Source organism: Cellulosimicrobium sp. PMB13, assembly GCF_051294865.1.
Taxonomy (GTDB): Bacteria; Actinomycetota; Actinomycetes; order Actinomycetales; family Cellulomonadaceae; genus Cellulosimicrobium.
Genome location: NZ_CP145910.1, coordinates 797,476 through 821,530, shown reverse-complemented (window position 1 = coordinate 821,530; position 24,055 = coordinate 797,476). Strand labels below are relative to the sequence as shown.

Genomic DNA, 24,055 nt, shown 5'->3' with positions numbered 1-24,055 from the left:
CTCGGCGTTGGGGCACCGGGAGGTCGCAAGGCGGGTTTCACGTGAAACGATGGGCCCGATACACGAACGAGGGAGGGCGACAGATTCATGGATGCTGAGACGGGCGCCGGGCTCGGATCACAGCTCGACGAGTCGGCGCTGGCGGCATATTTCGGTGACGCCTATCCGCAGGTCGCGGCCTACGCAGGTCGCCTCGAGAGCGAGGGGGAGCTCCGGGGTCTGATCGGTCCGCGCGAGGTGCCCCGCATCTGGGACCGCCACATCCTGAACTCTGCAGCCGTGGTTCCGTTCCTTCCCGAGCGAGGCCTGATCGCTGATATCGGGTCCGGTGCGGGACTTCCGGGCATCGTCATCGCGGCACTGCGCCCGGAGTCGACGGTCTACCTGGTCGAGCCGATGGAGCGGCGATGCGCTTGGCTGACGGAGATCGCCGAAGATCTGGGCCTGACCAACGTCGAGGTCAAGCGGGGGCGGGCCGAGGAGTTCCATGGCGCGTTCGAGTGCGATGCCGTGACGTCTCGGGCTGTGGCATCGCTCGACAAGCTCGTCCGGTTGTCCATGCCCTTGGTGCGTCCCGGCGGCGAGATGATCGTGCTGAAGGGCCGAAACGTCGCCCAGGAGGTCGACCCGGCGCGCAAGGCCATCCGCAAGCTCAAGGGCTCTGAGCCCGAGATCATCGACGCGCCGACGCTCCCCGGTGTGGAGAGCACCACCGTCGTCCGCATCGTGCGGCAGACTGGGTCTCGCTGAGCACGAAGCGTCCCGAGATCGACGCTGGGACGCAGGACGGGGGCGTCTGGGATCTGTTCGATGCCCGGTATCTCGGCTCGGCAGCTGCTGGTCGGAGTTTCGAAGAGGGAGAGGCGCGTGACCGAGAGCACCCACGAGATCCATTCCGGTGCTACGGGCTGGGACGGTGATGCCGCTAGTCTCCTGCAGGCCAGCGTCCCGGCCGAGGACGATCGGCGGGCTGCTCTCATGGCGAGCCTCCCTCAGACAGACGAGAGCACACCCCTCGCCTCACAGCTCGCCATCGACGCACGACGGCGGATCGACCTCCAGGGTCGGCGCTTTCCCCGGCCGGCTGCGACGCGGATCATCACCGTCGCCAATCAGAAGGGCGGCGTCGGGAAGACCACGACGACGGTGAACATCGCCGCTGGCCTGGCGCAGGCCGGGCTCAATGTGCTGGTCATCGACAACGACCCGCAGGGCAACGCCTCGACGGCCCTGGGAGTCGATCACCGCGCTGGCACGCCGTCGATCTATGAAGTCCTCGTGGACGGCTCGCCGCTGGCATCAGCGGTTCAGCAGTGCCCCGACATACCGACGTTGTGGTGCGTCCCAGCGACGATCGATCTCTCCGGTGCGGAGATCGAGCTCGTCTCGATGGTTTCACGTGAAACACGACTGCGCCGTGCGCTCGACGTCTATCTCGAGGAGCGCGTGGCCGCAGGTCTCGACCCGATCGACTACGTGCTGGTCGACTGCCCACCGAGTCTTGGTCTCCTGACCCTCAACGCGTTCGTCGTCGGGCGCGAAGTGCTCATTCCGATCCAGTGCGAGTACTACGCACTCGAGGGATTGAGCCAGCTTCTCAAGACCATCGAACTGATCAAGGCCCACCTGAACCCAGGCCTGCACGTGTCAACCATCCTGCTCACCATGTACGACGGCCGAACCAATCTCGCGCAACAGGTCGCGGCTGAGGTGCGTGAGCACTTTCCCGACCAGACGCTCCGAACGACCGTTCCCCGATCGGTGCGGATCTCTGAAGCGCCCAGTCACGGACAGACGGTCATGACCTACGACGCAGGATCGACCGGTGCACTGGCCTACCTCGAAGCAGCGCGCGAGCTGACCCAGCGTGGCCCGGGTGTTGGACCTCCCGTCACCTCAGCCGGGGACGAGGGGTCGCGAGGCGCGGGTGACGCAGCGCGTGATCCCGAGGCGGATGTCGAGGCGGATCGAGCATCACGAACGGCGCAGAGCGCCGAACCGCCTGTCGTAGAGCCCTCGCAGATCGACGACGTCAGCCGGGGAGAACACCAAACCAACTCAGGGAGTCACGAGACGAATGTCCCGGAACCGGGCTTCGCGTCCTCTGAAGAACCAGCTGAGGACAGAGATCGAGCCGCCGAAACCCCGGGTGGGCGTCAGGACGATGTGGCGCACGGGGCGGATGTCGTAGTGGCTGTGGCTGCAGAGCGTGATGATGTCCAGACGACGACGAGCGGTCACGAGTTCGCCGCGTCGATCGGTGGAGCGGCAGTTCGACTGGAGGAGCAGCGATGAGTGAGAAGCGACGCGGGCTGGGACGCGGCCTCGGTGCGTTGATCCCGACAAGCTCCGAGGGGAAGCGCCCAGTCGATGTGTTCTTCCCCAGTGCGCCGGCGAGTGACGGCGCTGGCCAGGACAAGGAATCTATCGGGGACGTCGCGCCAACGCCGAGCAATGATCCTGCACAGGATGCCGGCGCGGAGACGGCCGTCGCCACCCTCGACGGAACGCCTGGGCCCGCGGACGTGATCGGTGTGGTCACTCTGTCGGAGCAGGACCTTGCTGAGCTGGCAGCCCTCGAGGATGCTCAGGTTAGGGCGACCGCCACAGAGCTGACGGTTGGCGCGGGCGAACCGGCGTCTGACGATGTGCACGGTGCGGTGCAGGGCGTCGCGCTTCAGGCCGACGTGGAGTCGGTTTCACGTGAAACAGCAGGGATTCCTGGCAGCGACGGTAGTCGGTCGTTGTCCGACACGGCTGCCCCTGTCGACACGGACCTGGAATGGACCGGTGGTGTCGGGGACGATCTGGTGCCGGTCCCGGGTGCGCGATTCGCTGAGATCCCGGTCGAGGCGATCCGGCCGAACCCGCGCCAGCCTCGAACGGTGTTCGATGACGCTGACCTGGAAGAACTGGTCGGCTCGATCCGTGAAATCGGCGTTCTTCAGCCGATCGTGGTGCGCCCGGTACCGGGGGAGAGCGCGTCGTACGAGCTCATCATGGGCGAGCGTCGGTGGCGTGCGACCCAGGCCGCCGGGTTGACCACTATCCCGGCGATCGTGCGTGAGACGGACGACGCTGACCTGCTGCGGGACGCGCTCCTCGAGAACCTGCACCGCAGCGCGCTGAACCCCCTCGAGGAAGCGGCGGCGTACCGACAGCTCCTCGACGACTTCGGGTGCACCCACGAAGAACTCGCGGAGCGAATCTCCCGAAGCCGCCCGCAGATCTCGAACACCCTGCGCCTCTTGCGATTGCCCCCGCTGGTCCAGCGGAGAGTTGCTGCCGGCGTGCTGTCTGCAGGCCACGCTCGCGCCCTCCTGGGCCTCACCGATGGTGCTGAGATCGAGCGGCTGGCGCAACGCATCGTCGCGGAAGGGCTCTCGGTGCGCGCCACCGAAGAGATTGTCGCCATGGGCGGCTTGGATCAAGAGCGACGCCCTGCCCGGACGCCACGAGCGGGTCAGAGGTCGGCTGCGATCGACGAGTTGGCAACCCGCCTGTCCGATCGGTTCGAGACGCGGGTGAAGGTCGACCTCGGGAAGAACAAGGGTCGCCTGACGGTGGAGTTCGCGTCCGTGGAGGACCTGAACCGAATTCTCGATGTCATGGCTCCCGAGGACCCGGGGTTGCTTCGACAGTAGGCCGGCGGCCGGGTGCGGGGGCGACACGTCAATCTCCCCGTGACTCGAACCGCGGGGCCCAGGGATCGGGTCGAGCTACCTGGCGGCGTGGAGCGTTCCAGCACCAGTCATGTCTTCGTGCTCAGGTGACGGCGCACGCATCGGGTGTCGAGGGATCCGGTCGCGCCACTACTCGAGGCCGTTGAGCGCTGCCCTGTCGATGGGGAGTAGTGGCTGTAGGACGGTGTCTGGCTGGCTGTTGGTGTGATCCCGCCGCCTGGTGACTGGGTCGCTCGGACGCCCATGGCCGGTGCTCCGACGGTGGTCTGGAGCCGTGGGGGAGCAGACCGGACCCGCGGCGCGCTGTGCCGATGTTCCACGTGAAACGCCCGCCGAATCGCGGCCGAACGCGCCGCGAGTCACTGTGGCGACGATCGCTCCAGCGTGAGGATCGCCCACAGTGAGCCCGGGTGATTGCCCAGGTGAGATCGGGTGAACGCCCACGATGAGCCATACTGGGCGACTGGGCGAGGGCGCTTGCGGAGCGATCGCCCTCGTGCGGCGCACACGGGACGGTGTCGATGACGACAACGACTGTGGTGAGATTGTGCACGGCGAGGCCGACCCATGGTTGTGCCCTCATGGTGAGGCGTGCTGTGGGAGATGTGACACGGTGCGTGGTGGTGCGGTGCGAAGCGCTGCGGTGGAGATTCGCTGCGACGCGAAATCCCGCGGTGGAGGTCTACCGCGGCGGAGGCTTGCTGTTGTGACTGTTGTGACTGCTGTGACTGCGGTGTGTCGTCGTCGGTGTGAGCGCCTTCGCTGGGAACGACGAGCGTCTGCGGCGACCCGCGCCCAGGTCGAACGCCGGAGGAAGAGTTCACCGTCTCCTTGGGACGGGATGGGGCGAAGTGATCCGCGTGGACGGCATCCCAACATCTCCTGGGTGCCAGCTGGCGGCGAAGTGATCCGCGTGGACGGCCTCCCAACATCTCCTGGGTGCCAGTTGGCGCGGATCCCAGGAGTTCTGGTCGGATCCGGCGCGGAGAAGCCCCGGCCGCGGGCACAGTTTCACGTGAAACAGCTTCCCGCGTACCCGAGACACGCCTCGCTTGTGGGCGAGCAACGCGGACTGCCGGCAGCGCGAGGAGTGTGTCAGACCTGCCATCTCAGCCCGATCCGTCTCACCACGACGATGGATGGCACTCTCTTCGGGCCCGGGTGGGGAAGAGCTACTGAGGACGGCGCGACGGTGCGACAGGGAGCGGGTGGAGGTCCATTCTGTGCTGTCGACGCGTCGAGAGGGCGGTCCAGCGGAAAAGCCATGGCCCGCCCGGTGCGGGTGGCGGATCCTTGGTTCGTGATCCCTACGCTCGATCCCGAGTCCACTGCTGATGCCGCGCGCGAATCCTTCGAGGCGGCCGGTTGGTACCTCGCGGGAACGGGGGACTGGGCTTGGGTGCTCGCTTCACCGGACGACACCCTGGCTGCGCGCATCACTCCCTTTGATCCAGCGTTCCGGCTCTTCGCCGAGGCATGCCTGGCTGGCTCGCCGAACGAGTTCCTCGTCCGTGTCGACGGTCTCGTCCCCTTGCGGCACAAGGGCTACGTCGTCCTCATGGAACGCCTGTACCCGGTCGACGAGGCGCGGTCGTCGCGTCTCGTCGAGGCTCTCGGCAGCGGCAGCGGCAGCGGCAGCGGCAGCAGCAGCAGCAGCAGCGGCAACGGCGGCGGCAACGCGACGACCGCAGCACCTCCTGACAGGTCCGGAGAGCTCGCGGGGCATCCCGACATCGTCGACCTCCGACGCCGGATCAACGATCTCCTCGCGGTTGGCGCGCGTCATTTCGAGCTCTGGGGTGGCGCAGACGTCCGTCCCGGCAACATCCTGCAGACGCCGAGCGGCGACCTCAGGCTCACTGACCCCCTCTTCGTGCATGGTCCGAGCATCGTCGAGGCCATCCGTGACGGGCGGGCGGAGGCTCTCGAGGACTTCTCCCGGACTGACCTCGCCGACTTCCTGCGGATCCCGGCATTCGCTCGGGGCTCCGAGACGGCAGCGCTGCGCGCCGCGGTGGGCGAGCTTCGCCTCACACATTCCTGACCGGGGGCCTGCATACACGTGCCCCCGGAAGCGGGCCACCTGGTGAGGGCGGCTCTGGTCCACGAACACAACCTGAGGTCGCGGTGCCGGTATCCCGCAGGACGTGCGAGGCCGACGTAACTGCACCATCACCTGGATCAGGGAGTGCCTTCTCTACCCGGCGAGAGTGAGGGTGATCATCCTCCGGTACCCGGATGGCGTCCGGTCGTGGCGCCTGGGGCGACTCCCTACGGTCGATGCGAGCCGACGACGCGGGCGATCCCGGGAGATGCACCGGGCCCCGGACTGACGCCGGCATGTATGCCACGTGCGCGCGCCGCGCGAAGGGCTGCGACAGCTCGACGAGGCGGGCCGCGCTTTCAGACCAAGGCGATTCCCCTGAAACTGTGCGACGCACGAGAGGCCACGTTCCACGTGAAACAGCTTCCGCTCGCACAAACCGTTTCGTTCCACGTGGAACACCTGGATCTCGCTCGAACTGCACCGTTCCACGTGAAACACCTAGGTCTCTCACGAACGGCACCGTTCCACGTGAAACATGCGATCGCCTCGCACCACTCGCAGTGGGACCGGCAGTGCCACTACCCAGAAGGTAACGGCTGCACCGTTGCTCAGCGCGCGCGGACGTGAACGTCGACGAGAGCGCGGTACAGGGCCGGCAGATCTGCGCCGGCCGCACGTGCCGCCTGCGGAAACAGCGACGTCTCGGTCATCCCGGGGGCGACGTTGACCTCGAGGAACTGGACCGCGCCATCGACGTCGAGGATGACGTCGGTACGGGACAGGTCACGCAGCCCGAGAGAGGTGTGGGCACGGACAGCGACGTCCTGCACCGACTGGAGGACGGCGTCGTCGAGGCGGGCCGGTGCGAAGTACTCGGTGCGTCCAGGGTTGTACCGCGCGTCGTAGTCGTACGGGCCGTTGGTCACGATCTCCACGGGAGGGAGAGCAGAGGGCCCCGAGCCGAGGTCGACGACACTGACCGCCAGCTCCACGCCCTGCACCGCACGCTCGATCAGGGCGACCTCGCCGTAGGCGAAGCAGTTCACCATCGCGCGGGGGAGTGCGTCGGCCGAGGTGACGAGCGTGACCCCGAGGGCGGATCCACCGTGGGTGGGCTTGACGACGAGCGGCAGCCCCAGACGCGCCACGACGGCGTCGAGGACAGGCTGAGCGCCGAGCTCACGGAACAGGCTCTGCGGGAGCGTCACGTACTCGGGGGTGGCAATCCCGGCACCCAGGACCGTGCTCTTCGCTACCGGCTTGCTCCAGGCGGTGCGGCTCTGCCGGGGCCCGGTCCCCACGTAGGCGAGTCCGAGGAGCTCGAGCATGTCTCGGACGGACCCGTCTTCACCGCTGGCTCCATGGAGGAGCGGCCAGACGACGTCAGGCCGGTGCTTTTCCAGAAAGGGCAGGAGCGTCGCGTCGAGGTCGTGCACGGACACCTCGAGACCTGCTGCACGCAAGCTCTCCGCGACGCGTCGGCCGGATCGCAGGGACACATCTCTCTCGTGCGAGAGGCCACCGGCAAGGATGACGACGTGGCCTGCGCGCTCGGCAGCCCCGCCCGCAGGACGGGCGTGAAGGCCCTGGTCAGAGCGAGGATCCGCGCCGGTCGGCTCTACGGGGAGACGTGCCTCGCCCTCGGTCGTGCGCGACGTGCGCTGGTCTGCCACGGCGGGGGTGCCGGCGGTCGTGTCCACGGTAGGACTCCTTGTCACAGTGCTCGCGCGGAGTCACGCGGCGAGCCCACGGTGAGATGGCTGAGGTGATCAGGCCAGGTCGGGCGAGGGGTTCTCGACGTCCGTGAGGTCCGGGTCGAGTGCGGCGCCGGTCCCGAAGATCTCGACGAGCTCGCGCTCGGCGTTGACGACGCCGGCGAGGCGCCGCACCCCCTCGCGGATGCGGTCAGGGGTGGGGAAGCAGAACGACAGGCGCACGTGGTCGGCCCCCGTGCCGTCCGCGTAGAAGGCGGTGCCGGGGACGTAGGCGACGCGTGCCGTGACGGCTCGGGGCAGCATCGACCGGGCGTCGAGCCCTTCGGGGAGCCGGACCCACGTGTAGAACCCGCCCTCGGGGACCGTCCAGCGCGCCGTCGGAAGGTGTTCCGACAGTGCTCCGATCATCGCGTCGCGACGCTCGCGGTAGAGCTCACGGAACTGCTTGATCTGGCCCTTCCAATCGCTGGTGTCCAGGTAGGCCGCGATAGCGAGCTGCGACGCGTTCGACGGGCAGAGGATCGCGGACTCGCTGGCAAGGACGAGCTTCTCCCGCACCGCATGGGGTGCGACCACCCAGCCGACCCGGTAACCCGGGGCGAACGTCTTGGAGAAGGATCCGAGGTACAGCACGCCGTCCTCGTCGAGGGAGCGGAGTGCGGGCAGGGTCTGTCCGTCGAAGCCGAGCAGGCCGTACGGGTTGTCCTCGATGACGAGGACACCGTGGCGCCGCGCGATCTCCAGCACCCGGGGTCGTCGCTCGGCGGAGAGGCTGACGCCCGCCGGGTTGTGGAAGTTGGGCACCGTGTAGAGCAGCTTGACCCGTCTGCCGTCGGCGGCCAGAGCAGTGAGCGTCTCGTCGAGCGCCTCGGGCACCAGTCCGTCATCGTCGAGGGGGACGTGGACCACGTCGGCCTGGTAGGACCGGAAGACGCCGAGCGCGCCGACGTAGCTCGGGGCCTCGGCGACCACGACGTCGCCCGGGTCGATGAAGATCCTCGTGACGAGGTCGAGCGCCTGCTGCGACCCGGTCGTGACCACGACGTCGTCGGGGTGGCAGTCGATGCCCTCCAGCCGGACGATGTCGAGGATGCGCTCGCGCAGGGACTCGTCGCCCTGCCCGGAGCCGTACTGCAGAGCGGTCGTGCCACGCGTCGCGACGAGCCGCTGCATGGTCTCGGCGATCGTGTCGAGCGGGAGGCCTTCGAGGTAGGGCATCCCGCCGGCGAGCGACACGACCTCAGGGCGGTTCGCGACCGCGAAGAGCGCGCGGATCTCCGACGCCCTCATCCCGTGCGCGCGCTCTGCGTAGGCGCCGAACCACGGGTCGAGGCGGGTGCCTGCGGAGGTCGGCTGCGGGGGAGGGGTGGGCGCGCTCACGTCGCCCAGTCTCGCACGACGCATCGGGGGATCCCGTGAAGACGCCGGAGGGCGGACCGCGCGAGGCGGCCCGCCCTCCGGCGTCGTGAGAGTGGTGCGTCAGGCCGTCGTGGCGAGGACGGCGTCGATCTCCTCGGCGAGCGCGCGCTTCGGTCGGGCGCCGATGATCGAGCGCTGGAGCTCGCCCCCGACGTAGACGTTGAGCGTCGGGATCGACACGATGCCGTAGGCGCCGGTGGTCTCCGGGTTCGCGTCGGTGTCGAGCTTCGCGATCTTGATCTTGTCGCCGTACTCCTCGGAGAGCTCCTCGAGGATGGGCGCGACCTGGCGGCACGGGCCGCACCAGGTGGCCCAAAAGTCGACGAGGACGGGTACGTCGGACGCGAGGACCTCGTCGCGGAAGGTGGCGTCGGTGACGGGGACGGTGGCCATGCGTGACCTCCAGGGGTGAGGTGGCGACGGGGGGACGACCCTCGTCGTGGGTGGGTGGGGAAGACGTCGAGGAGTCAGGCCGGGAGCTCGGCGAGCGCCTCGGGAAGCTCCTCGGGGTTCGGCTGCTCGGGCGTGCCGGCGGAGTGCGGCAGCCCTGCGGCGTCCTCGAGACGGTCCGCGAGCTCGGTGAGGTAGCGCTGGGCGTCGAGCGCGGCGGAGCAGCCGGAGCCGGCCGCGGTGATGGCCTGGCGGTACGTGTGGTCGACGAGGTCGCCGCACGCGAACACGCCGGCCAGGTTGGTGGCGGTGGTGCGGCCGACGACCTTGACGTAGCCCTCGTCGTCCAGGTCGATCTGTCCCGCGAGGAGCTCGCTGCGCGGCTCGTGGCCGATCGCGACGAACAGTCCCGTGGCGGGCAGGGCGCTCTCGGCGCCGGTCACCGTGTCGCGCAGGCGCACGCCCTCGACCTTGTTCTCACCGTCGATGCCGACGACCTCGGAGTTCCAGGCGAACTCGATCTTCGGGTCGGCGAGAGCGCGGTCGGCCATGATCTTCGACGCACGCAGCTCGTCGCGCCGGTGCACGATCGTGACCTTCTCCGCGAACCGGGTGAGGAACGTGGCCTCCTCCATCGCGGAGTCACCGCCGCCGACGACGGCGATGTGCTGGTCGCGGAAGAAGAACCCGTCGCACGTGGCGCACCACGAGACGCCGCGGCCGGACAGTCGCTTCTCGTCGTCGATGCCCAGCTCACGGTAGGCAGAGCCGGTCGCGAGGATCACCGCACGCGCGCGGTACGTGTCGCCGTTGCCCGTCACGACCGTCTTCACCGGGCCGTCGAGCTCGAGCGACGTCGCGTCGTCCCACTCGACCCGGGCGCCGAAGCGCTCCGCCTGCTTGCGCAGCGACTCCATGAGGTCCGGACCCATCACCCCGTCGGGGAAGCCCGGGAAGTTCTCGACGTCCGTCGTGTTCATCAGCGCACCGCCGGCGGTCACCGATCCGGCCAGCACCACGGGCGCGAGGCCTGCGCGGGCCGCGTAGATCGCCGCGGTGTAGCCAGCAGGACCCGATCCCACGATGATCAGGTTCTCGACGGTCGGCTGCTCGGTCACGTGATGCTCCTCGATGTCGGTGCGCGGCGTACCGTCCGCGCGATGTGGTGAACGCCTGCGGCGGCCCATCTGTTCCGCGGCGGGCCCCACGCCACCACGGTACGGCGTCGGACGCCCGGGGCGCGCGGCCCCACCTGGCAGCGATCGCACGAGGCGGACGGACGTCGTCGCCTCCGCTCCGCACACGCCCGGACGGCTCCGAACCGCACACGCCCGGACGCCTCGAACCGGACACGTCGGACACAGCCGACCACTGTCGGATCGCGCAGGGCGCCCGTCCAGCGGGCGTGGAGCCTCGACGTACGGCCCCGCGCCGTGCTCAGGACAGCAGGATCTCGTTGATCTCCATGCGGTTCTCCCCGGCCGCGTTCTGCGGGAGCGCGGTGAACCACAGCACGATCGACTCGGCCTCGACAGGCGCGGCGAACTCGAACTCCACGCCGGGTGAGAGCGGGCCGGAGGCCAGCACCTCGCCCTCGGTCGGGGTGGACGGCGACGTGGCGCGGATCTCGACGTTGCCGCCGTTCACGCCCGAGTCGATGACGATCGTCTGGACGGGGGCCTTCTCCTCGAGGACGACGGCGAAGCCGACGCCGTCCTTGAGCCCGGCGAAGTCGGGGCTGTTGTACCGGCGGGTGTACCAGAAGGTCTCGGGCTGGCCGTCGAAGGCGAGCGCGACGGCTTCGGGGTGCTCGCCCTCGTTTCCCGGATCGGCGTCGCCCTGCGGGTCGAGCGCCTGGGCCGAGGCGATGACCGGCCGGACCTCGGGCGCGGGCGCCGGCTCCTCTCCGCCCCCGTCCGTCGCGCCCGGCTCTCCCTCGGTCGGTGTCTCTCCACCGCTGGTCTCCCGGCCCTCGGACTGCACGGGAGGGGAGAAGCCGTCGAACGCGGTGTTGACGGCCCAGAAGACGCCGGCACCGACGAGCAGGACGACGAGCACGAGGACGAACGGCGTCGCGTTGAAGCGACGCGGCCCACGGCGCGGGACGGGCTCGCCCCAGGTTTCCCCGCCGCTCGGCTCGGCGGGCTGCTGGACCGCGGGGTCGTGGATCGCGGGCGGATAGCCGGCCGGTGCGTGGGAGGCGGGGTTGCCGGCCGGGGCGGCGTAGGCGGGCGTCGCGTAGGCCTCGGTCGGCGTGGTCGCCGGGTCGGGGCCGGGCGGCGCCGGGACGGGGACCGGGCCGGTCGGAGGTGGCCCGACCGCGGTCGTGCCGGCGATCGGCTCCTGGCCGTACGCCGCGCTCCCGGCCGCGTAGCCCGCCGCGGCGTAGCCGGCGGTCCCGGGGACGGCGCCGACCCGGTGGATCCGCCCGGTCGCGGGCCGGCGGACCGGGGGAGCGGGGGGCGGCGTCCCGGGCGGGGCCGACGCCCCGCCGTCGAACGCGGTCCGGACGGACTGCCGGCTCACGCCGGCGGCGGCGGTGGCAGCCCCGGGCTGGACGAACGCGGGCAGCGCGGCGACGACGGACACCTCGCCCCAGGGCTCGAGCGCCGCGACGACGTCGGCGGGCGTGCTCGGACCGCCGCCGGGCACGGGGCCCGTCCAGGACGCGGCGTCACCCGTGGTGGCGGCGAAGGTCTCGCTGCACAGCTCGTCCAGCTCGACGGGAACGTCCGTGCGGACCGCGGACGGTGGGAGGGCGCGGTCGCCCGAGAGCTGGGCGGGGAGCGGGTGGATGGCGTCCGCGGAGATCCACGGGACGTCCAGGGACGGGCCTGCCCAGCGCGCGGTGATCGCGTAGTAGAGGAGCGCGACGAGCCCGACGGCGTCCGCCCGGGACGTGCGGTCGGGGTCCTGCTGGTCCTGGCCCGCGACGCCCGCGTCCAGGCCGAGCCCGGTCACGACGACGCGGCTGCCGTCCACGCGGACCGCGTCGGGCCGCAGCGCGAGGTGGTGCACGCCGCGGCGTCGGGCGGCCTCGAGCGCGGAGGCGGCCTCGCCGACGATCGCGCGGGCCTGCTGCGGGTCGACGATGCCGCCCGCGACGACCTCGGCGAGCGTGATCCCGACGAACGGCTCGGTGACGACGTACGCCGCGCCGTCCTCCGCCCCGACGTCGAGGACGCGGGTGAGGCGCGGATCGGCGACGAGCGCGGCGCGTCGTGCCGAGTCGAGCGCGTCGGCGACGTGCGCGCCGGTGACGAGGGACACCCGCACCGGCCGGTCGAGGATCTGGTCGTGCGCCGACCAGGCCGTGACGTCGGCGAGGTCGGACGCGAGCTGCTCGTCCAACCGGTAACGGGCGACGAGCAGTGTTCCGGGGGCCACGCCGTTCACCGGACCTCCTTCGGGGGACTCGTGGGCGACACCACCACATGGTACGCGGGCCCGGAATGCCCGGGTCGCCATCGGGGTGCCCGGCGCAGAGTCTGTCGGTACGGCGGGCCGCACGCGCTCCTCATCGACGCACGAGACGTCGGACGCGGCCGAGGACCGGTCCGAGGAGCTGGTCGAGCTCGCGCACGCGCAGCACCTTGAGGCCACCGACGTACGCGGCGGTCATGACGGCACCGACCACCCCGACGACGAGCACGGCGTGCCACCACGACAGGCCGTAGAGGTCGCCGAGGAACTGCCCGTGGAGCTGGAGGAGGCCCCAGCCCACGCCTGCGCTCACGAGGGCCGCGAGGACAGCCTTGACGTGCATGCGGACGATCCGGAAGCCGTCGAGACCGCGCAGCGTGCGGCGCAGGCCGACCGTCCGCAGCGCGACCGCGACGATGTTGGACAGGCTCATCGCCGCACCGACGCCGACGACCCACCACTGCGGGTCGAGCGTGCGCGTCGCGAGCCACGACACGCCGACGAGCACGATCGTGCCCGGCACCTGGATCCAGAAGACGGTCCGCCCGTCCTCGAACGCGTAGTAGACCCACTTCATGAGGACCATGCCGCCGAGCGGGACGAGGCCGAACGCCATCGCGACGAGGACCTGGGAGACGGCTGCGCCCGACGCGGCGTCGACGGACGGCACGAGGAGCTTCGTGATGGGCAGCGCGAGGACGACGAACACCGCGGTCGCGAAGACGGTGAACACGCCGACCGTGCGGACGCCGCGCGACAGGTCGTGCCGCACGCGCGCGACGTCGCCCGCGTGCGCGGCGGCGCTCATCCCGGTGAAGAGCGCGGTCGCGATCGACACGGTGACGAGCGAGTGCGGCAGCAGGTAGATCATGAGCGCCTGCGTGTAGGCGGCGTTCCCGGCGACGGTGAGCGAGTCGGCGAACGCCTCCGGGGCGCCGGCGGTGAGGCCCGTGACGACGCCGAGCGCGCCCGGGTCGTCGGCGTAGGCACCGAACGCGTCGGTGAGCGCGGCGCGTGGCGCCTCGCTCGCGAACCGCGTCGTGAACAGCACGCCGACCTGCTCGAGGAGCACGGCCGCGAACGTCCACAGCGCGACCTGGCCTGCGGACCGCAACCCGATGCCTCGCAGGCCGAACCGGACGTGCCACCGGAAACCGGCTCGCCACAGCGGCACCAGCAGGATGAGGGCCTGGGCCGCGACGCCGAGCGTCGCCGTCCCCGCGAGCAGCGCGACCTTCGGCCCGTCCCACTGCGACAGGTCGTCGACGTTGCCCGTCGCCGCAGGGCCGTAGACGGCGATGAACGCCGCGAACCCGGCGATCGACACGACGTTGTTGAGCACCGGCGCCCACATGAACGGCCCGAACTGACCACGCGCGTTGAGCACCTGCCCGAGCAGCGTGTACAGCCCGTAGAAGAAGAGCTGGGGCGTGCACCAGAACGCGAACGCCACGGCGAGAGACATCTGGGGCGACGTCCATCCCGGGCCGGTGTAGAGCGCGACGAGGATGCTCGACCCGGCCGTGAGCAGGGCGGAGATCGCGAGCAGCACGACGCCCGAGAGCGTGAGCAGCTTGTCGAGCCGCTCCTGCGTGTTGTGGGCACGGTAGGCGCGCACGATCTGCGGCACGAGCACGGCGTTGAGCACGCCGCCTGCGAGGATCGCGAAGAGCACGTTGGGGATCTTGTTCGCGACGTCGAACGCGTCGGCGACGAGGCCCGTGGTGCCGATCGCCGCGACGAGGAGCACGTTGCGCACCAGGCCGAGCGCGCGAGACACGAACGTCCCCGACGCCATGAGCGCCGACGACCGGCCCAGCCCGCCCGTGCGTGCGCCACCGGCCGGGGCCTCGGTCGTCCCGGCCTCGGCGACCTCGTCCGGCGTGCTCGACGCCGCGGGGTCGCCGGGGAGGGGCGACGGCACCGCCCGGCCGGCACCCGGCGTCGTGCCGGGCCGGTCGCCGCGGCCCGCGCCCGGCGGGCGGACGTGTCGCGGTGCGCCGGTCACGGGCGTGGCCCGCCGTCGGTCGAGGAGTCGTCCGGGGGAGGGGCGGGCTGGTCGACCGTCGCCCCTGCGAGGCGGCGCGGCGAGCGTCCGCGGCGCACGGTCCGCCAGATGCCGGCGATCATCCCGACGGCGAGGAGGACCGCGACGACGACGGTGCCGACGGACTCCCAGTCCGCACGCACCCGGACGACGAACTGCTGCGGCTCGGCCACGCGCACGTCGGGACGCGCCGCGCTGACCACCTCGACGTCCACGACCACGTTGACGCTGCCTGCCGCCTCGACGGGCACCTGGACGGTGACCTCGGAGCCGGCCGGGATCGTCGCCTCCTTGCGGTCGGGCGCCTTCAGGCGCGGCTCGTCGGGGCGCAGGACGACCTGCACCACCGCATCCTGAGCGAGGTCGTTCTGCAGCCGGACCGGCAGGCTCTGCTGCTCGGCGAGCAGCAGGATCGAGGACCCGCGCACGATCGAGATGCTCCCCGTGACGGACCGGCTGGCCTGCTCGGCCTGCCGGACCGCGTCCGACCGCGCCGCGGGCACGCTGCGGAACGCGACCGACGTCGGCGTGACGAAACCCGTCTCGAGCGGTCGCGTCAGTGCCGCCGGGTCGGGCGCCACCGTGGCGAACGCGGAGAGGTCGTCGCGTGAGCGGACGAGCGTGCGGAGCTCCGTCGCCGGCATCTCGTCCGTGCCGCGCGAGCTCTCCGGCAGCGCTGTCCTCGCGACGTCCGGGACCTGCGCGGCAAGCAGGTCGTCGACCGGCACGACGTCCACCCACGCGGCGGCCTGCAGCGCGGCGAGCCGTGCCGTGAACGCCGCCGGGTCCGGGTCCCAGGCGCGCGGCAGCGCGACGAGGACGTTCCGCGCCTCGGCCGGGCGCTCGCGCGCGATGACCGCGGTCTCGGCGAGCAGCCGCTGCGTCGTCACGGGATCGGCGCTGCTGCCGGCGGCGAGGAGGCCGGTGAGCACCGGGTCGGGGACCAGGGCCGTGACGTCGCCCGCAGGGGTGGGGACGCGCGCGGTCCCGGTCGGTGTGTACGTCAGGGCCGAGTCCGGGGCGAGCGCGTCACCACCCACCACGACCGTCGTCGCGCCCGACGCCGCGGCCAGGGTCACGGTCGGCAGGTCCGGGACCGTCTCGGCGGGCCACGCGAGGTCCGTCCGCCAGTCCGCCGTCGCCGACGGGTCCTCGAGGACGGCGGGAGCAGTGTCCGCACCGGGGAGCGGTGTGCCCTCCGGCAGCGCGACGCTCGCGTGCGCGTAGGCCGCGACGTCCGGGTCGTAGGCACGGAGCGCGAAAGTCGTCCGACCCTCCGTGGCGGAGAGGACGTCCCCGGCCCAGGCGGTCACCGCCGGGTCCGGCGACGCCTGCGCGGCCGCGACGAGCGCCGGGTCGACGACCCAGCCGATCTCCGGGGTCGCCCCGGTCGCCGCGGTCAGCCGGCTGAGGCGACCGGGCTCGCCGTCGGTCCCCACGGCGGCGGACAGCGCGTCGTCGTACGTCTCCGGGTCCGGGTCGACCGCGGGGCCGGTGACCGCGGCGACGACGCTCAGCCGCACGGGAGGCACCTCGTCCGACGGCGCCCACACGACGAAGGTCCGCTGCACGGCGAGGCGCTCCCCGCCGTCGGACACCCGGACGGCGAGTCCGCGGGGCCCCCAGTCGCTCGCGCTGCCGAGACTCAGCTCGGCCGCGGTCACGGAGAAGGAGACCTCCGCCGTCGCGCCGGGTGCGAGCGGGTCGAGCGTCTCGCGAGCGGCTCGGTTGCCCGGGAGCGTCGAGGCGTCGGCGGTCGCCCAGGCGTCGAGCGCCGAACGGGTCACGGCTGCACCGCGCTGGACGCCGAGGTCGACCACGGGCGCCTCGAGCGTGCGGTCCGTCCCGTTGGCGACGGTCGCCGTCAGGGCGAGCGTCCCGCCTGCGGACAGCACGCCGGGCGAGAGCGTGTCGACGGTGACGGTGACCTGGCCGTCCGTCGGCGTCACGTCGGCACCCACCTCGGACGGCGTCGCGCGGCTCGTGACCGGGGCGAGGACCGTGAGGACGAGCAGGAGCAGCGCGAGCAGCACGGCCGGGGCGGCGTGGTGCACGCGCGCGCCGCGAGGGTCGGAGGACGTCATGGGTTGTCGGTGGGGCTCCGTGGGGCGGGCGGTACCGGCCCGCCCGGCTCGTCGGTCGGCCGGCGGGACGAGCGGACGATCGTCCCGGTCACCCTACTCGTGATCGTCCCGTGGAACCTCGCCGGTCGACCGGCGAGGACGCTGTGCGCGACGAGGGCGATGCGCCGCTCGTTGGGGTACGCGAGGCGGTCGGGCAGGTCGGCGACCGGGACCCACGCGACGTCCTCCGCCTCGCCGTCGGGGTCGCCCTCGACCGTGAGGTAGCCGCCCGTCGCACGGAGCAGGAAGTGGTGCACGACCTTGTGGACGCGGCGGTCGTCACCCGTGAACCAGTAGTCGATGACGCCGAGCGGCTCGCGGACCTCGCCGCGGATGCCCGTCTCCTCCGCGATCTCGCGCACCGCCGCCTGCTCGGGCGTCTCCGTGCCCTCCAGGTGGCCCTTCGGCAGGCACCACTCGAGGCGGCCGCCCCGGTTGCGGCGCGCGATGACCGCGGCGCTCGGACCGTCGGTCGTGTCGTGGATGACGAGCCCGCCGGCGGACACCTCCTCCACGACCGGCAGCGGCGCGGGCGTCGGGACGGCCCGGGCGCGAGGGTCGATGTGCAGGGGATGCCCACCGGGCGGTGCAGGGACGGCGACGGGACGCTCGTGCCCGCGGTCTCCCGCCGTCGTCCCCCTGCCGCCCGGCCGGTCGGCGCCCGGAAACCTCCGGGGCTCGTCGGCGCGCGCAGGGGTGGACATGCACCAACACTACCGAGTGGCGCCTCGCCGACCGTCCGATCTGGCAGGCTTGGGTGTCGTGCCCACGCCACCGTCCTCCCAGCCGACCCCCGCGGCGCTCGAGCTGCAGCGCCGCGCCCTCGCCGTGCTCGCAGAGCTCGCGCCGGCCGCGATCGAGCTGGGCGAGGCCTTCCGCGCGGCAGGCCACGAGCTCGCGCTCGTCGGCGGCCCGGTGCGGGACGCGTTCCTCGGACGCGCGAGCAACGACCTCGACTTCGCGACGTCCGCGTCCCCCGACGAGACGCAGGCGATCCTCGCGCGGTGGGGCGACGCGCACTGGGACATCGGCAAGGAGTTCGGCACGATCGGCGCGAAGCGCTTCGGCAGGCGGCGCCCGGCGGGGACGACGACGCCGGGTCTACCATCCGGACCCTCGTCCCTCGGGTCCTCCCGCCAGACCCGCCACGACCCGGCGTCGTCGTCCCCGCCGGGCGCCGCGGGTGACCTCGTCGTCGAGGTGACGACGTACCGGTCCGACGAGTACGACGTGGCATCGCGCAAGCCGGTCGTCGCGTTCGGGGACACGCTGGAGGGCGACCTGTCGCGCCGCGACTTCACGGTCAACGCGATGGCCGTCCGCGTGCCGGAGATGACGTTCGTCGACCCGTTCGACGGCCTCGGGGACCTCGAGCGCCGCGTGCTGCGCACACCGATCGCCCCCGAGCGCTCGTTCGACGACGACCCGCTGCGCATGATGCGCGCCGCGCGGTTCGCGGCACAGCTCGGGTTCGCGGTCGACGGCGGGACGCTCGCCGCGCTCGTCCTCATGACCGAGCGCGTGGAGATCGTGTCGGCCGAGCGCGTGCGCGACGAGCTGTCCAAGCTGCTGTGCGCGGCCGAGCCCCGGCGGGGGCTCGAGGTGCTCGTCGACACCGGCCTCGCGGACCACGTCCTGCCCGAGCTCCCCGCGCTCAAGCTCGAGATCGACGAGCACCACCGCCACAAGGACGTGTACGAGCACTCGCTCACCGTGCTCGACCAGGCCATCGCGCAGGAGACCGGGCCCGACGGCGCCGTCCCCGCCCCCGACCTCGTGCTGCGCCTCGCCGCGCTCCTGCACGACGTGGGCAAGCCCCCGACGCGGCGGTTCGAGGAGGGCGGCGGCGTGAGCTTCCACCACCACGAGGTCGTCGGAGCGAAGATGGTCGCGAAGCGGCTCAAGGCGCTGCGCTACGACAAGCAGGTCGTGAAGGACGTCGCCCGGCTCGTCGAGCTGCACCTGCGGTTCCACGGGTACGGCGACGGCGCGTGGACGGACTCCGCCGTGCGCCGGTACGTGACCGACGCCGGGCCGCTGCTCGAGCGGCTGCACCGCCTCACGCGCGCCGACTGCACGACCCGCAACCGCCGCAAGGCGCAGCGCCTGCGCGAGTCGTACGACGACCTCGAGCAGCGCATCGCCGACCTGCGCGCGAAGGAGGAGCTCGACGCCGTCCGGCCGGACCTCGACGGCGCGCAGATCATGGCGATCCTCGGCATCCGCCCCGGTCCGGTCGTCGGCCGGGCGTACAAGCACCTGCTCGAGCTGCGGCTCGACCGCGGACCGGTCGACGAGGACGTCGCGCGCGAGGACCTGCTGCGGTGGTGGGCCGAGCAACCGGAGTCGTCGGCCTCCTGACTCGGGCCGGTGCGGGCCGGACGGCGGGGTCGGAGCGGGCCTGGGGTGGCGCCGGACGAGGCGCTCCGGGGCGGCCGTGCCGGGTCTACCATCCGCGGTGCTCGTTCCTCGCACCGCTCCCGCCAGACCCGCCACGACCCGGCACGGCCGCCCCTCCGGCCTCGTCCGGCGCCCGTCCCGTCCGGCGCCGGTCCCGTCACGTGTGGCCCCCTTTCGGGGCCCTTCCCGTCATGTTCGGCGCGCGTCCGGCCCACCTCGGGGGTGGTACGGCGACGCGCCTCCGGCCTCGTCCGGCGCCGGACTGCTCGTCAGTGGCCGGACGGGACCGGGGCTCCGTGCGGAGCGGCCGGGGTGCGGCGCAGGAGGAACGACAGCCCGACGGCGACGAGCATGACCGCGGTGCCCCAGACGAACGCGTCGCCGACGCCCTCGGCGAGCGCGACCTGCGCTGAGGCGCCTTCCGCCTCGTAGGCGATCGAGCGCGTGGTCATGACGGCGACGAACATCGCCGTGCCGGCGGCGCCGGCGAGCTGCTGCACCGTGCCGATCGCGGCCGAGCCGTGCGAGTACCGGTTCGGCTGGAGCGACGACAGGGCCGTCGTGAAGAGCGGCGTGAACATGAACGCGAGGCCGAGGCTCAGCGCGACGTGCAGCGCGAGGACGAAGAACGGCGACGAGTCCGCGTGGATCGTCGTGAACGCGCCGAGGGCGACGGCCACGACGCTGACGCCGGGGATCACGAGCGGACGGGGGCCGACGCGGTCGAACAGGCGACCGACGGTCGGGCCGAGCAGGCCCATGAGCAGACCGCCCGGCAGGACGATGAGTCCTGTCTGCAGCGGCTCGAGACCCATCGCGTCCTGGAGGAACAGCGGGAGCAGGATGAGCGAGCCGAACATCGCGACCATGCCGACGGCCATGATGCCGAGCGGGACGCTGAAGCCGCGCGAGGCGAACACGCGGAGGTCGAGCAGGGCGCGGTCCTCGCGCTGGAGTACGAGCTGGCGCCACGCGAAGACCGCGAGGGCGAGCGCCCCGAGGACGATCGGGATCCACGGCGCCACCACCGGGGTGTGACGCGCGGCCTCGCCGATGCTCGACAGCCCGTAGACCAGGCCGCCGAACGCGAGCGCGGCGAGCAGGAGCGAGAGCGGGTCGAGGCGCGAGTGTGTACGGTCTGCGACGTCCCGTACGTACAAGAAGCCGAGGACCAGCGCGACGAGGCCGATCGGCAGGACGATGCCGAACACCCAGCGCCAGCTCAGCGTGTCGAGGATGAGGCCGGAGAGAGACGGGCCGAGCGCGGGCGCCGCGGCCATGACGATCGAGATGTTGCCCATGACCTTGCCGCGGATCGCGGGCGGGACGAGCGTCATGATCGTCGTCATGAGCAGCGGCATCATGATGGCCGTGCCCGACGCCTGCACGACTCGACCGACGAGCAGCCAGGAGAAGCCGGGCGAGAGCGCGGCGAGCAGGGTGCCGGCGCTGAACAGCGACATCGCGAGGAGGAACGCCCCACGCGTGCCGAGGCGCTGCAGCAGGAAGCCGCTCGCCGGGATGACCACGGCCATCGTCAGCATGAACGCCGTCGTGAGCCACTGACCGGTGCTCGCCGTGATGCCGAGGTCGTCCATGAGTGGCGCGAGAGCGACGCTCATCGTCGTCTCGTTGAGGATCACGACGAACGCGGACACGAGCAGCAGCGCGATGACGAGGAAGTCCTCGCGCGGGAGCTTGTCGACGCCGACGTGCGGTGCGGTGCGCGACGGCGCGTCGGTCACCTGAGCGTCGGTCACGGCATCGGTCACCGCGTCGCGGGGCACGGGTCGAGCCGTGGTGTCGGGGGAGGGGGAGGCTGGCACGGGGTTCTCCGCTCGCGTCGTTCGGTGCGCCGGTCTCGGTCCAGGCCGGCGAGGGGCGGTGTCGGGCTGCGCGGCGGCAGCCCGGAGGTCGCGTGCGAGGGCACGCGACGGCGGTGTCGGGGGAGGTCGGTCGAGAGGCCCGTGGAGTCGGGCCGGCCGGGCCTCGCGGCGTCCGCCACGAAGATCCGTACCCTGTACGACCGATCCTCATCCTGCGTTATTCCCACCCGACGAGACGACTCCTTTTCGGCGTCGGAGTCATCGGTGTCGCCGACAGCAGAACCGTTCGCTCCAGGCCGGGGAAGAGGACAGAAACAGACCTCTTCCCTCGCTACCGTCGAGGTGAACCGTCAGCCCAGCAGCACCCGGAGGCCATCATGGAGATCAGACCGTTCACCATCGACGTCCCGCAGCCCGTCCTCGACGACCTGCGCGAGCGCCTCGCCCGCACCCGGTGGCCCTCCGAGCCGGAGAGCGACGGCTGGGCCCGCGGCACGGAGCTCGCGACCGTGCGCCGCCTCGCCGCGTACTGGGCGGACGGCTACGACTGGCGCGCGCAGGAGGCCCGCCTCAACCGGCTCCAGCACGTCGTCGCGACGGTCGACGGTCGCGAGGTCCACGCGATCCACGAGCGCGCCGTGCGACCGGACGCCCCCGCGCTCCTGCTCCTGCACGGGTGGGCGGACTCGTTCCACCGCTACGACCACGTGGTCGATCTCCTCACCGGCCGCGACCCCGCCGTCGGGCCCGACGCCATCGTGTTCGACGTCGTCGTGCCGTCGCTCCCCGGGTTCGACTACTCGGAGCAGCCGGACGCAGGAACCTTCAGCGGTACGCAGAGCGCCGAGGTCGTCGCGAGCCTCATGGCCGGGCTCGGGTACCACCGCTACCTCGTGCACGGCGGCGACTGGGGCAGCGTCGTCGCGCAGGAGGTAGCCCGCGCCCACCCCGACCAGGTCGCAGGCCTCCACCTCACCGACGTGCCGTTCCCCAACCTCTTCCTCGTCGACCGCGAGACCGCGAGCGACGCCGAGCAGGCCATGTTCGCGGCGATCGACGCGTGGAGCGCGAACCACGGCGGGTACGTCGCGATCCAGTCGACCCGTCCGCTCACCCTCTCCTACGGGCTGAGCGACTCGCCGGTCGGGCTCGCCGCGTGGCTCGTGGACCACTTCGCGTACCTGTCCGAGACCATGCCGTCCGACGACGACCTGCTCACCAACGTGATGCTCTACTGGGTCGGCAACTCGGTCCGGTCGTCGATGCGGCTGTACAACGAGGGCCCCGACGCCGACTGGGGCGACGAGTCGGGTGCGGAGTCGTGGGGCAGCGCGGACGGCGAGGCCGACGCCGGGTGGGCCGGCGAGGGGGACGACGCCGCGTGGTCCGCGCGCCTCGAGGTGCCGACGGCATTCGCGTGCTTCCCGCGCGACATCGCCCAGCCGCCGCGCGAGTACGCGGAGCGCTTCTTCGACGTCCGCCGGTTCGCCACCATGCCGCGCGGGGGGCACTTCGCCGCGCTCGAGGAGCCGCGGCTCGTCGTCGACGACCTGCGGGCCTTCGCCGCCGAGCTCGACCAGACGGCCGCGCCGACCGGTTGATCAGGCGCGGGTCGTGCCCGAGGTCGCTGCGGCGTCGGGCACGACGGCGCCCGCCACCGGGGCGGGACGGCGCGCCCCGCGCGTCCACAGGACGAGCGCGGCGAGCACGTAGGCGATCGCGAGCGCGACGAACACCCCGCGGGACCAGCCCGTGTCGGGCAGGGTGAACGCCGCCAGGGCGGCCGCCCCGACGAACGCCGCGTTGTAGAGGACGTCGTAGAACGCGAAGGCACGCCCCCGATACCCGTCCTCGGTGTCGCGCTGGACGATCGTGTCGACGGCGATCTTCGTGCCCTGCGCCGCGAGCCCGAGCAGCGCGGCGCCGGTGTAGACCACGGCGCGCGACGGCGTCGCGACGAGCAGGAGCTGGCTCGCCGCGGCGAGCAGCAGCATGATCGCGATCCACGCCTGCGGACCGGTGTACCGCGAGAGCGTGGGCGTCAGGACCATCGCGCCCGCGCCGCCGACGCCCGTGAGCCCGACGACGATCGCGAACGTCGCCATGCCCGCGTCCTGGTTGCCGGGGTCGAGGAGGTTGCGCGAGATGAGGATCGACGCGATGAAGACGACGCCGTACAAGAACCGGTGCGTCGCCATCGCGAGCAGCGCCTGACCGGGCGTGCGGCGCGCGACGAGGTAGCGCGCGCCGTCGACCAGGCCACGCGCGACCTTCGCGATCTCGCTCGTGATGGCGGCCTCGGCGGGCCGGTCGGGACCGAGCTGCGTGCGGCCCAGCCGGAGCGCGAGGAGGGACGCGACGCCGAAGACGAGGGCCGCGCACACCAGGGCGGACGAGTCCTTGACCCGACCCGGCTCGAACGTCAGTCCCAGGAGGAACCCGATACCGCCGCCGACGAACGCCGCACCGGCACCGAGCGTGGGGGTCAGCGAGTTCGCCGTGAGCAGCAGCGGGCCGTCGACGACGCGCGGGAGCCCCGCGGACAGGCCGGCCAGGAGGAAGCGGTTGACGGACAGCGCCGCGAGGCCGACCGCATAGATCCAGCCGCTCACGCCGCCCGAGAGCATGAGCACGGCCATGCCGAGCGTGAGGACGACGCGGACCGCGTTGCCCCACACGAGGACCTGCCGCCGCTGCCAGCGGTCGAGCAGCACGCCCGCGAACGGCCCGACGATCGTGAACGGCGCGAGCATCACCGCGAACGCGCCCGCGATCGCCGCCGCCGTGCCCTGCGACTCGGGGGAGAAGAACAGCAGGGAGGCCAGGCCGACCTGGAACATGCCGTCGCCGGCCTGCGACACGAGCCGCACCGCGAACAGCCGACGGAAGCCCCCGAGGCGCAGCAGCGCCCGGAGCTCGGAGATCACACCCACACGTTCACCCTACGTTTCGTCGTGGCGGCCGGAACATGCGGTTGTCCCC

Annotated in this window: 16 protein-coding genes; 6 read left to right on the top strand and 10 right to left on the bottom strand. The window is 71.9% G+C overall.

What is annotated here, in order from left to right:
• Positions 1 to 87 precede the first annotated feature (87 nt).
• From rsmG to V5D56_RS03960, 4 genes are all read left to right on the top strand, one after another.
• Positions 88 to 750, top strand: coding sequence for a 16S rRNA (guanine(527)-N(7))-methyltransferase RsmG (gene rsmG, locus V5D56_RS03975; RefSeq protein WP_435737772.1), 663 nt, complete (start codon positions 88 to 90; stop codon positions 748 to 750).
• Between the two features lie 117 nt (positions 751 to 867).
• Positions 868 to 2,295 carry a ParA family protein gene (locus V5D56_RS03970; RefSeq protein WP_435737771.1) on the top strand — a complete coding sequence of 476 codons (1,428 nt, stop codon included), beginning with the start codon at positions 868 to 870 and terminating at the stop codon, positions 2,293 to 2,295.
• Entirely contained in the window at positions 2,292 to 3,644 is a 1,353-nt protein-coding gene (locus tag V5D56_RS03965; RefSeq protein ID WP_435737770.1) for a ParB/RepB/Spo0J family partition protein, read from the top strand. The genes V5D56_RS03970 and V5D56_RS03965 overlap by 4 nt, the downstream gene beginning before the upstream one ends.
• 1,303 nt (positions 3,645 to 4,947) lie before the next feature.
• A complete protein-coding gene (locus V5D56_RS03960; protein WP_435737769.1) occupies positions 4,948 to 5,727 on the top strand; it encodes a hypothetical protein in 780 nt (259 codons plus the stop codon).
• Between the two features lie 611 nt (positions 5,728 to 6,338).
• On the opposite strand, the gene V5D56_RS03955 is transcribed toward V5D56_RS03960, so the two are convergent.
• The 8 genes from V5D56_RS03955 to V5D56_RS03920 all read right to left on the bottom strand — a co-directional run bounded on the left by V5D56_RS03955 (position 6,339) and on the right by V5D56_RS03920 (position 17,551).
• Positions 6,339 to 7,403 (bottom strand): D-alanine--D-alanine ligase family protein, encoded by a 1,065-nt coding sequence (locus V5D56_RS03955; RefSeq protein WP_435738945.1) that lies wholly within the window; start codon positions 7,401 to 7,403, stop codon positions 6,339 to 6,341.
• Between the two features lie 96 nt (positions 7,404 to 7,499).
• The gene (locus V5D56_RS03950) at positions 7,500 to 8,849 is read right to left on the bottom strand and encodes a PLP-dependent aminotransferase family protein (RefSeq protein WP_435737768.1); all 1,350 of its coding nucleotides are present in this window, start codon (positions 8,847 to 8,849) and stop codon (positions 7,500 to 7,502) included.
• A gap of 75 nt (positions 8,850 to 8,924) precedes the next feature.
• On the bottom strand, positions 8,925 to 9,257 hold the full coding sequence (trxA, locus tag V5D56_RS03945) for a thioredoxin (protein WP_435737767.1): 333 nt from the start codon (positions 9,255 to 9,257) through the stop codon (positions 8,925 to 8,927).
• 74 nt (positions 9,258 to 9,331) lie between these two features.
• On the bottom strand, positions 9,332 to 10,372 hold the full coding sequence (gene trxB / locus V5D56_RS03940) for a thioredoxin-disulfide reductase (RefSeq protein ID WP_435737766.1): 1,041 nt from the start codon (positions 10,370 to 10,372) through the stop codon (positions 9,332 to 9,334).
• Between the two features lie 319 nt (positions 10,373 to 10,691).
• Positions 10,692 to 12,650 (bottom strand): protein kinase family protein, encoded by a 1,959-nt coding sequence (locus V5D56_RS03935; protein ID WP_435737765.1) that lies wholly within the window; start codon positions 12,648 to 12,650, stop codon positions 10,692 to 10,694.
• Between the two features lie 121 nt (positions 12,651 to 12,771).
• Positions 12,772 to 14,601, bottom strand: coding sequence for a murein biosynthesis integral membrane protein MurJ (gene murJ, locus V5D56_RS03930; RefSeq protein ID WP_435737764.1), 1,830 nt, complete (start codon positions 14,599 to 14,601; stop codon positions 12,772 to 12,774).
• Between the two features lie 80 nt (positions 14,602 to 14,681).
• Entirely contained in the window at positions 14,682 to 16,808 is a 2,127-nt protein-coding gene (locus tag V5D56_RS03925; protein ID WP_435737763.1) for a DUF6049 family protein, read from the bottom strand.
• The gene (locus tag V5D56_RS03920) at positions 16,805 to 17,551 is read right to left on the bottom strand and encodes an NUDIX hydrolase (RefSeq protein ID WP_435737762.1); all 747 of its coding nucleotides are present in this window, start codon (positions 17,549 to 17,551) and stop codon (positions 16,805 to 16,807) included. Before V5D56_RS03920 ends, V5D56_RS03925 begins: the two co-directional genes overlap by 4 nt.
• 58 nt (positions 17,552 to 17,609) lie before the next feature.
• Here V5D56_RS03920 and V5D56_RS03915 point away from each other — a divergent pair, with 58 nt between their 5' ends.
• Positions 17,610 to 19,208, top strand: a complete 1,599-nt coding sequence (locus V5D56_RS03915) for a CCA tRNA nucleotidyltransferase (RefSeq protein WP_435737761.1) — start codon at positions 17,610 to 17,612, stop codon at positions 19,206 to 19,208.
• A gap of 308 nt (positions 19,209 to 19,516) precedes the next feature.
• On the opposite strand, the gene V5D56_RS03910 is transcribed toward V5D56_RS03915, so the two are convergent.
• Complete coding sequence (locus V5D56_RS03910) at positions 19,517 to 21,007, bottom strand: MDR family MFS transporter (protein WP_435737760.1); 1,491 nt, start codon at positions 21,005 to 21,007, stop codon at positions 19,517 to 19,519.
• Positions 21,008 to 21,450: 443 nt separating this feature from the next.
• Between V5D56_RS03910 and V5D56_RS03905 the strand changes: the two genes are divergently transcribed.
• Positions 21,451 to 22,674, top strand: coding sequence for an epoxide hydrolase family protein (locus tag V5D56_RS03905; protein WP_435737759.1), 1,224 nt, complete (start codon positions 21,451 to 21,453; stop codon positions 22,672 to 22,674).
• On the opposite strand, the gene V5D56_RS03900 is transcribed toward V5D56_RS03905, so the two are convergent.
• On the bottom strand, positions 22,675 to 24,006 hold the full coding sequence (locus tag V5D56_RS03900; RefSeq protein ID WP_435737758.1) for an MFS transporter: 1,332 nt from the start codon (positions 24,004 to 24,006) through the stop codon (positions 22,675 to 22,677). It lies immediately after the preceding gene.
• Positions 24,007 to 24,055: the final 49 nt, after the last annotated feature.

Bases quoted from the DNA above. Each gene is read 5' to 3' on its own strand.
- rsmG (WP_435737772.1), top strand. From the start codon at position 88: ATGGATGCTGAGACGGGCGCCGGGCTCGGATCACAGCTCGACGAGTCG.
- V5D56_RS03965 (WP_435737770.1), top strand. From the start codon at position 2,292: ATGAGTGAGAAGCGACGCGGGCTGGGACGCGGCCTCGGTGCGTTGATC.
- V5D56_RS03960 (WP_435737769.1), top strand. From the start codon at position 4,948: ATGGCCCGCCCGGTGCGGGTGGCGGATCCTTGGTTCGTGATCCCTACG.
- V5D56_RS03950 (WP_435737768.1), bottom strand. From the start codon at position 8,849: ATGCGTCGTGCGAGACTGGGCGACGTGAGCGCGCCCACCCCTCCCCCG.
- trxA (WP_435737767.1), bottom strand. From the start codon at position 9,257: ATGGCCACCGTCCCCGTCACCGACGCCACCTTCCGCGACGAGGTCCTC.
- V5D56_RS03925 (WP_435737763.1), bottom strand. From the start codon at position 16,808: ATGACGTCCTCCGACCCTCGCGGCGCGCGCGTGCACCACGCCGCCCCG.
- V5D56_RS03920 (WP_435737762.1), bottom strand. From the start codon at position 17,551: ATGTCCACCCCTGCGCGCGCCGACGAGCCCCGGAGGTTTCCGGGCGCC.
- V5D56_RS03905 (WP_435737759.1), top strand. From the start codon at position 21,451: ATGGAGATCAGACCGTTCACCATCGACGTCCCGCAGCCCGTCCTCGAC.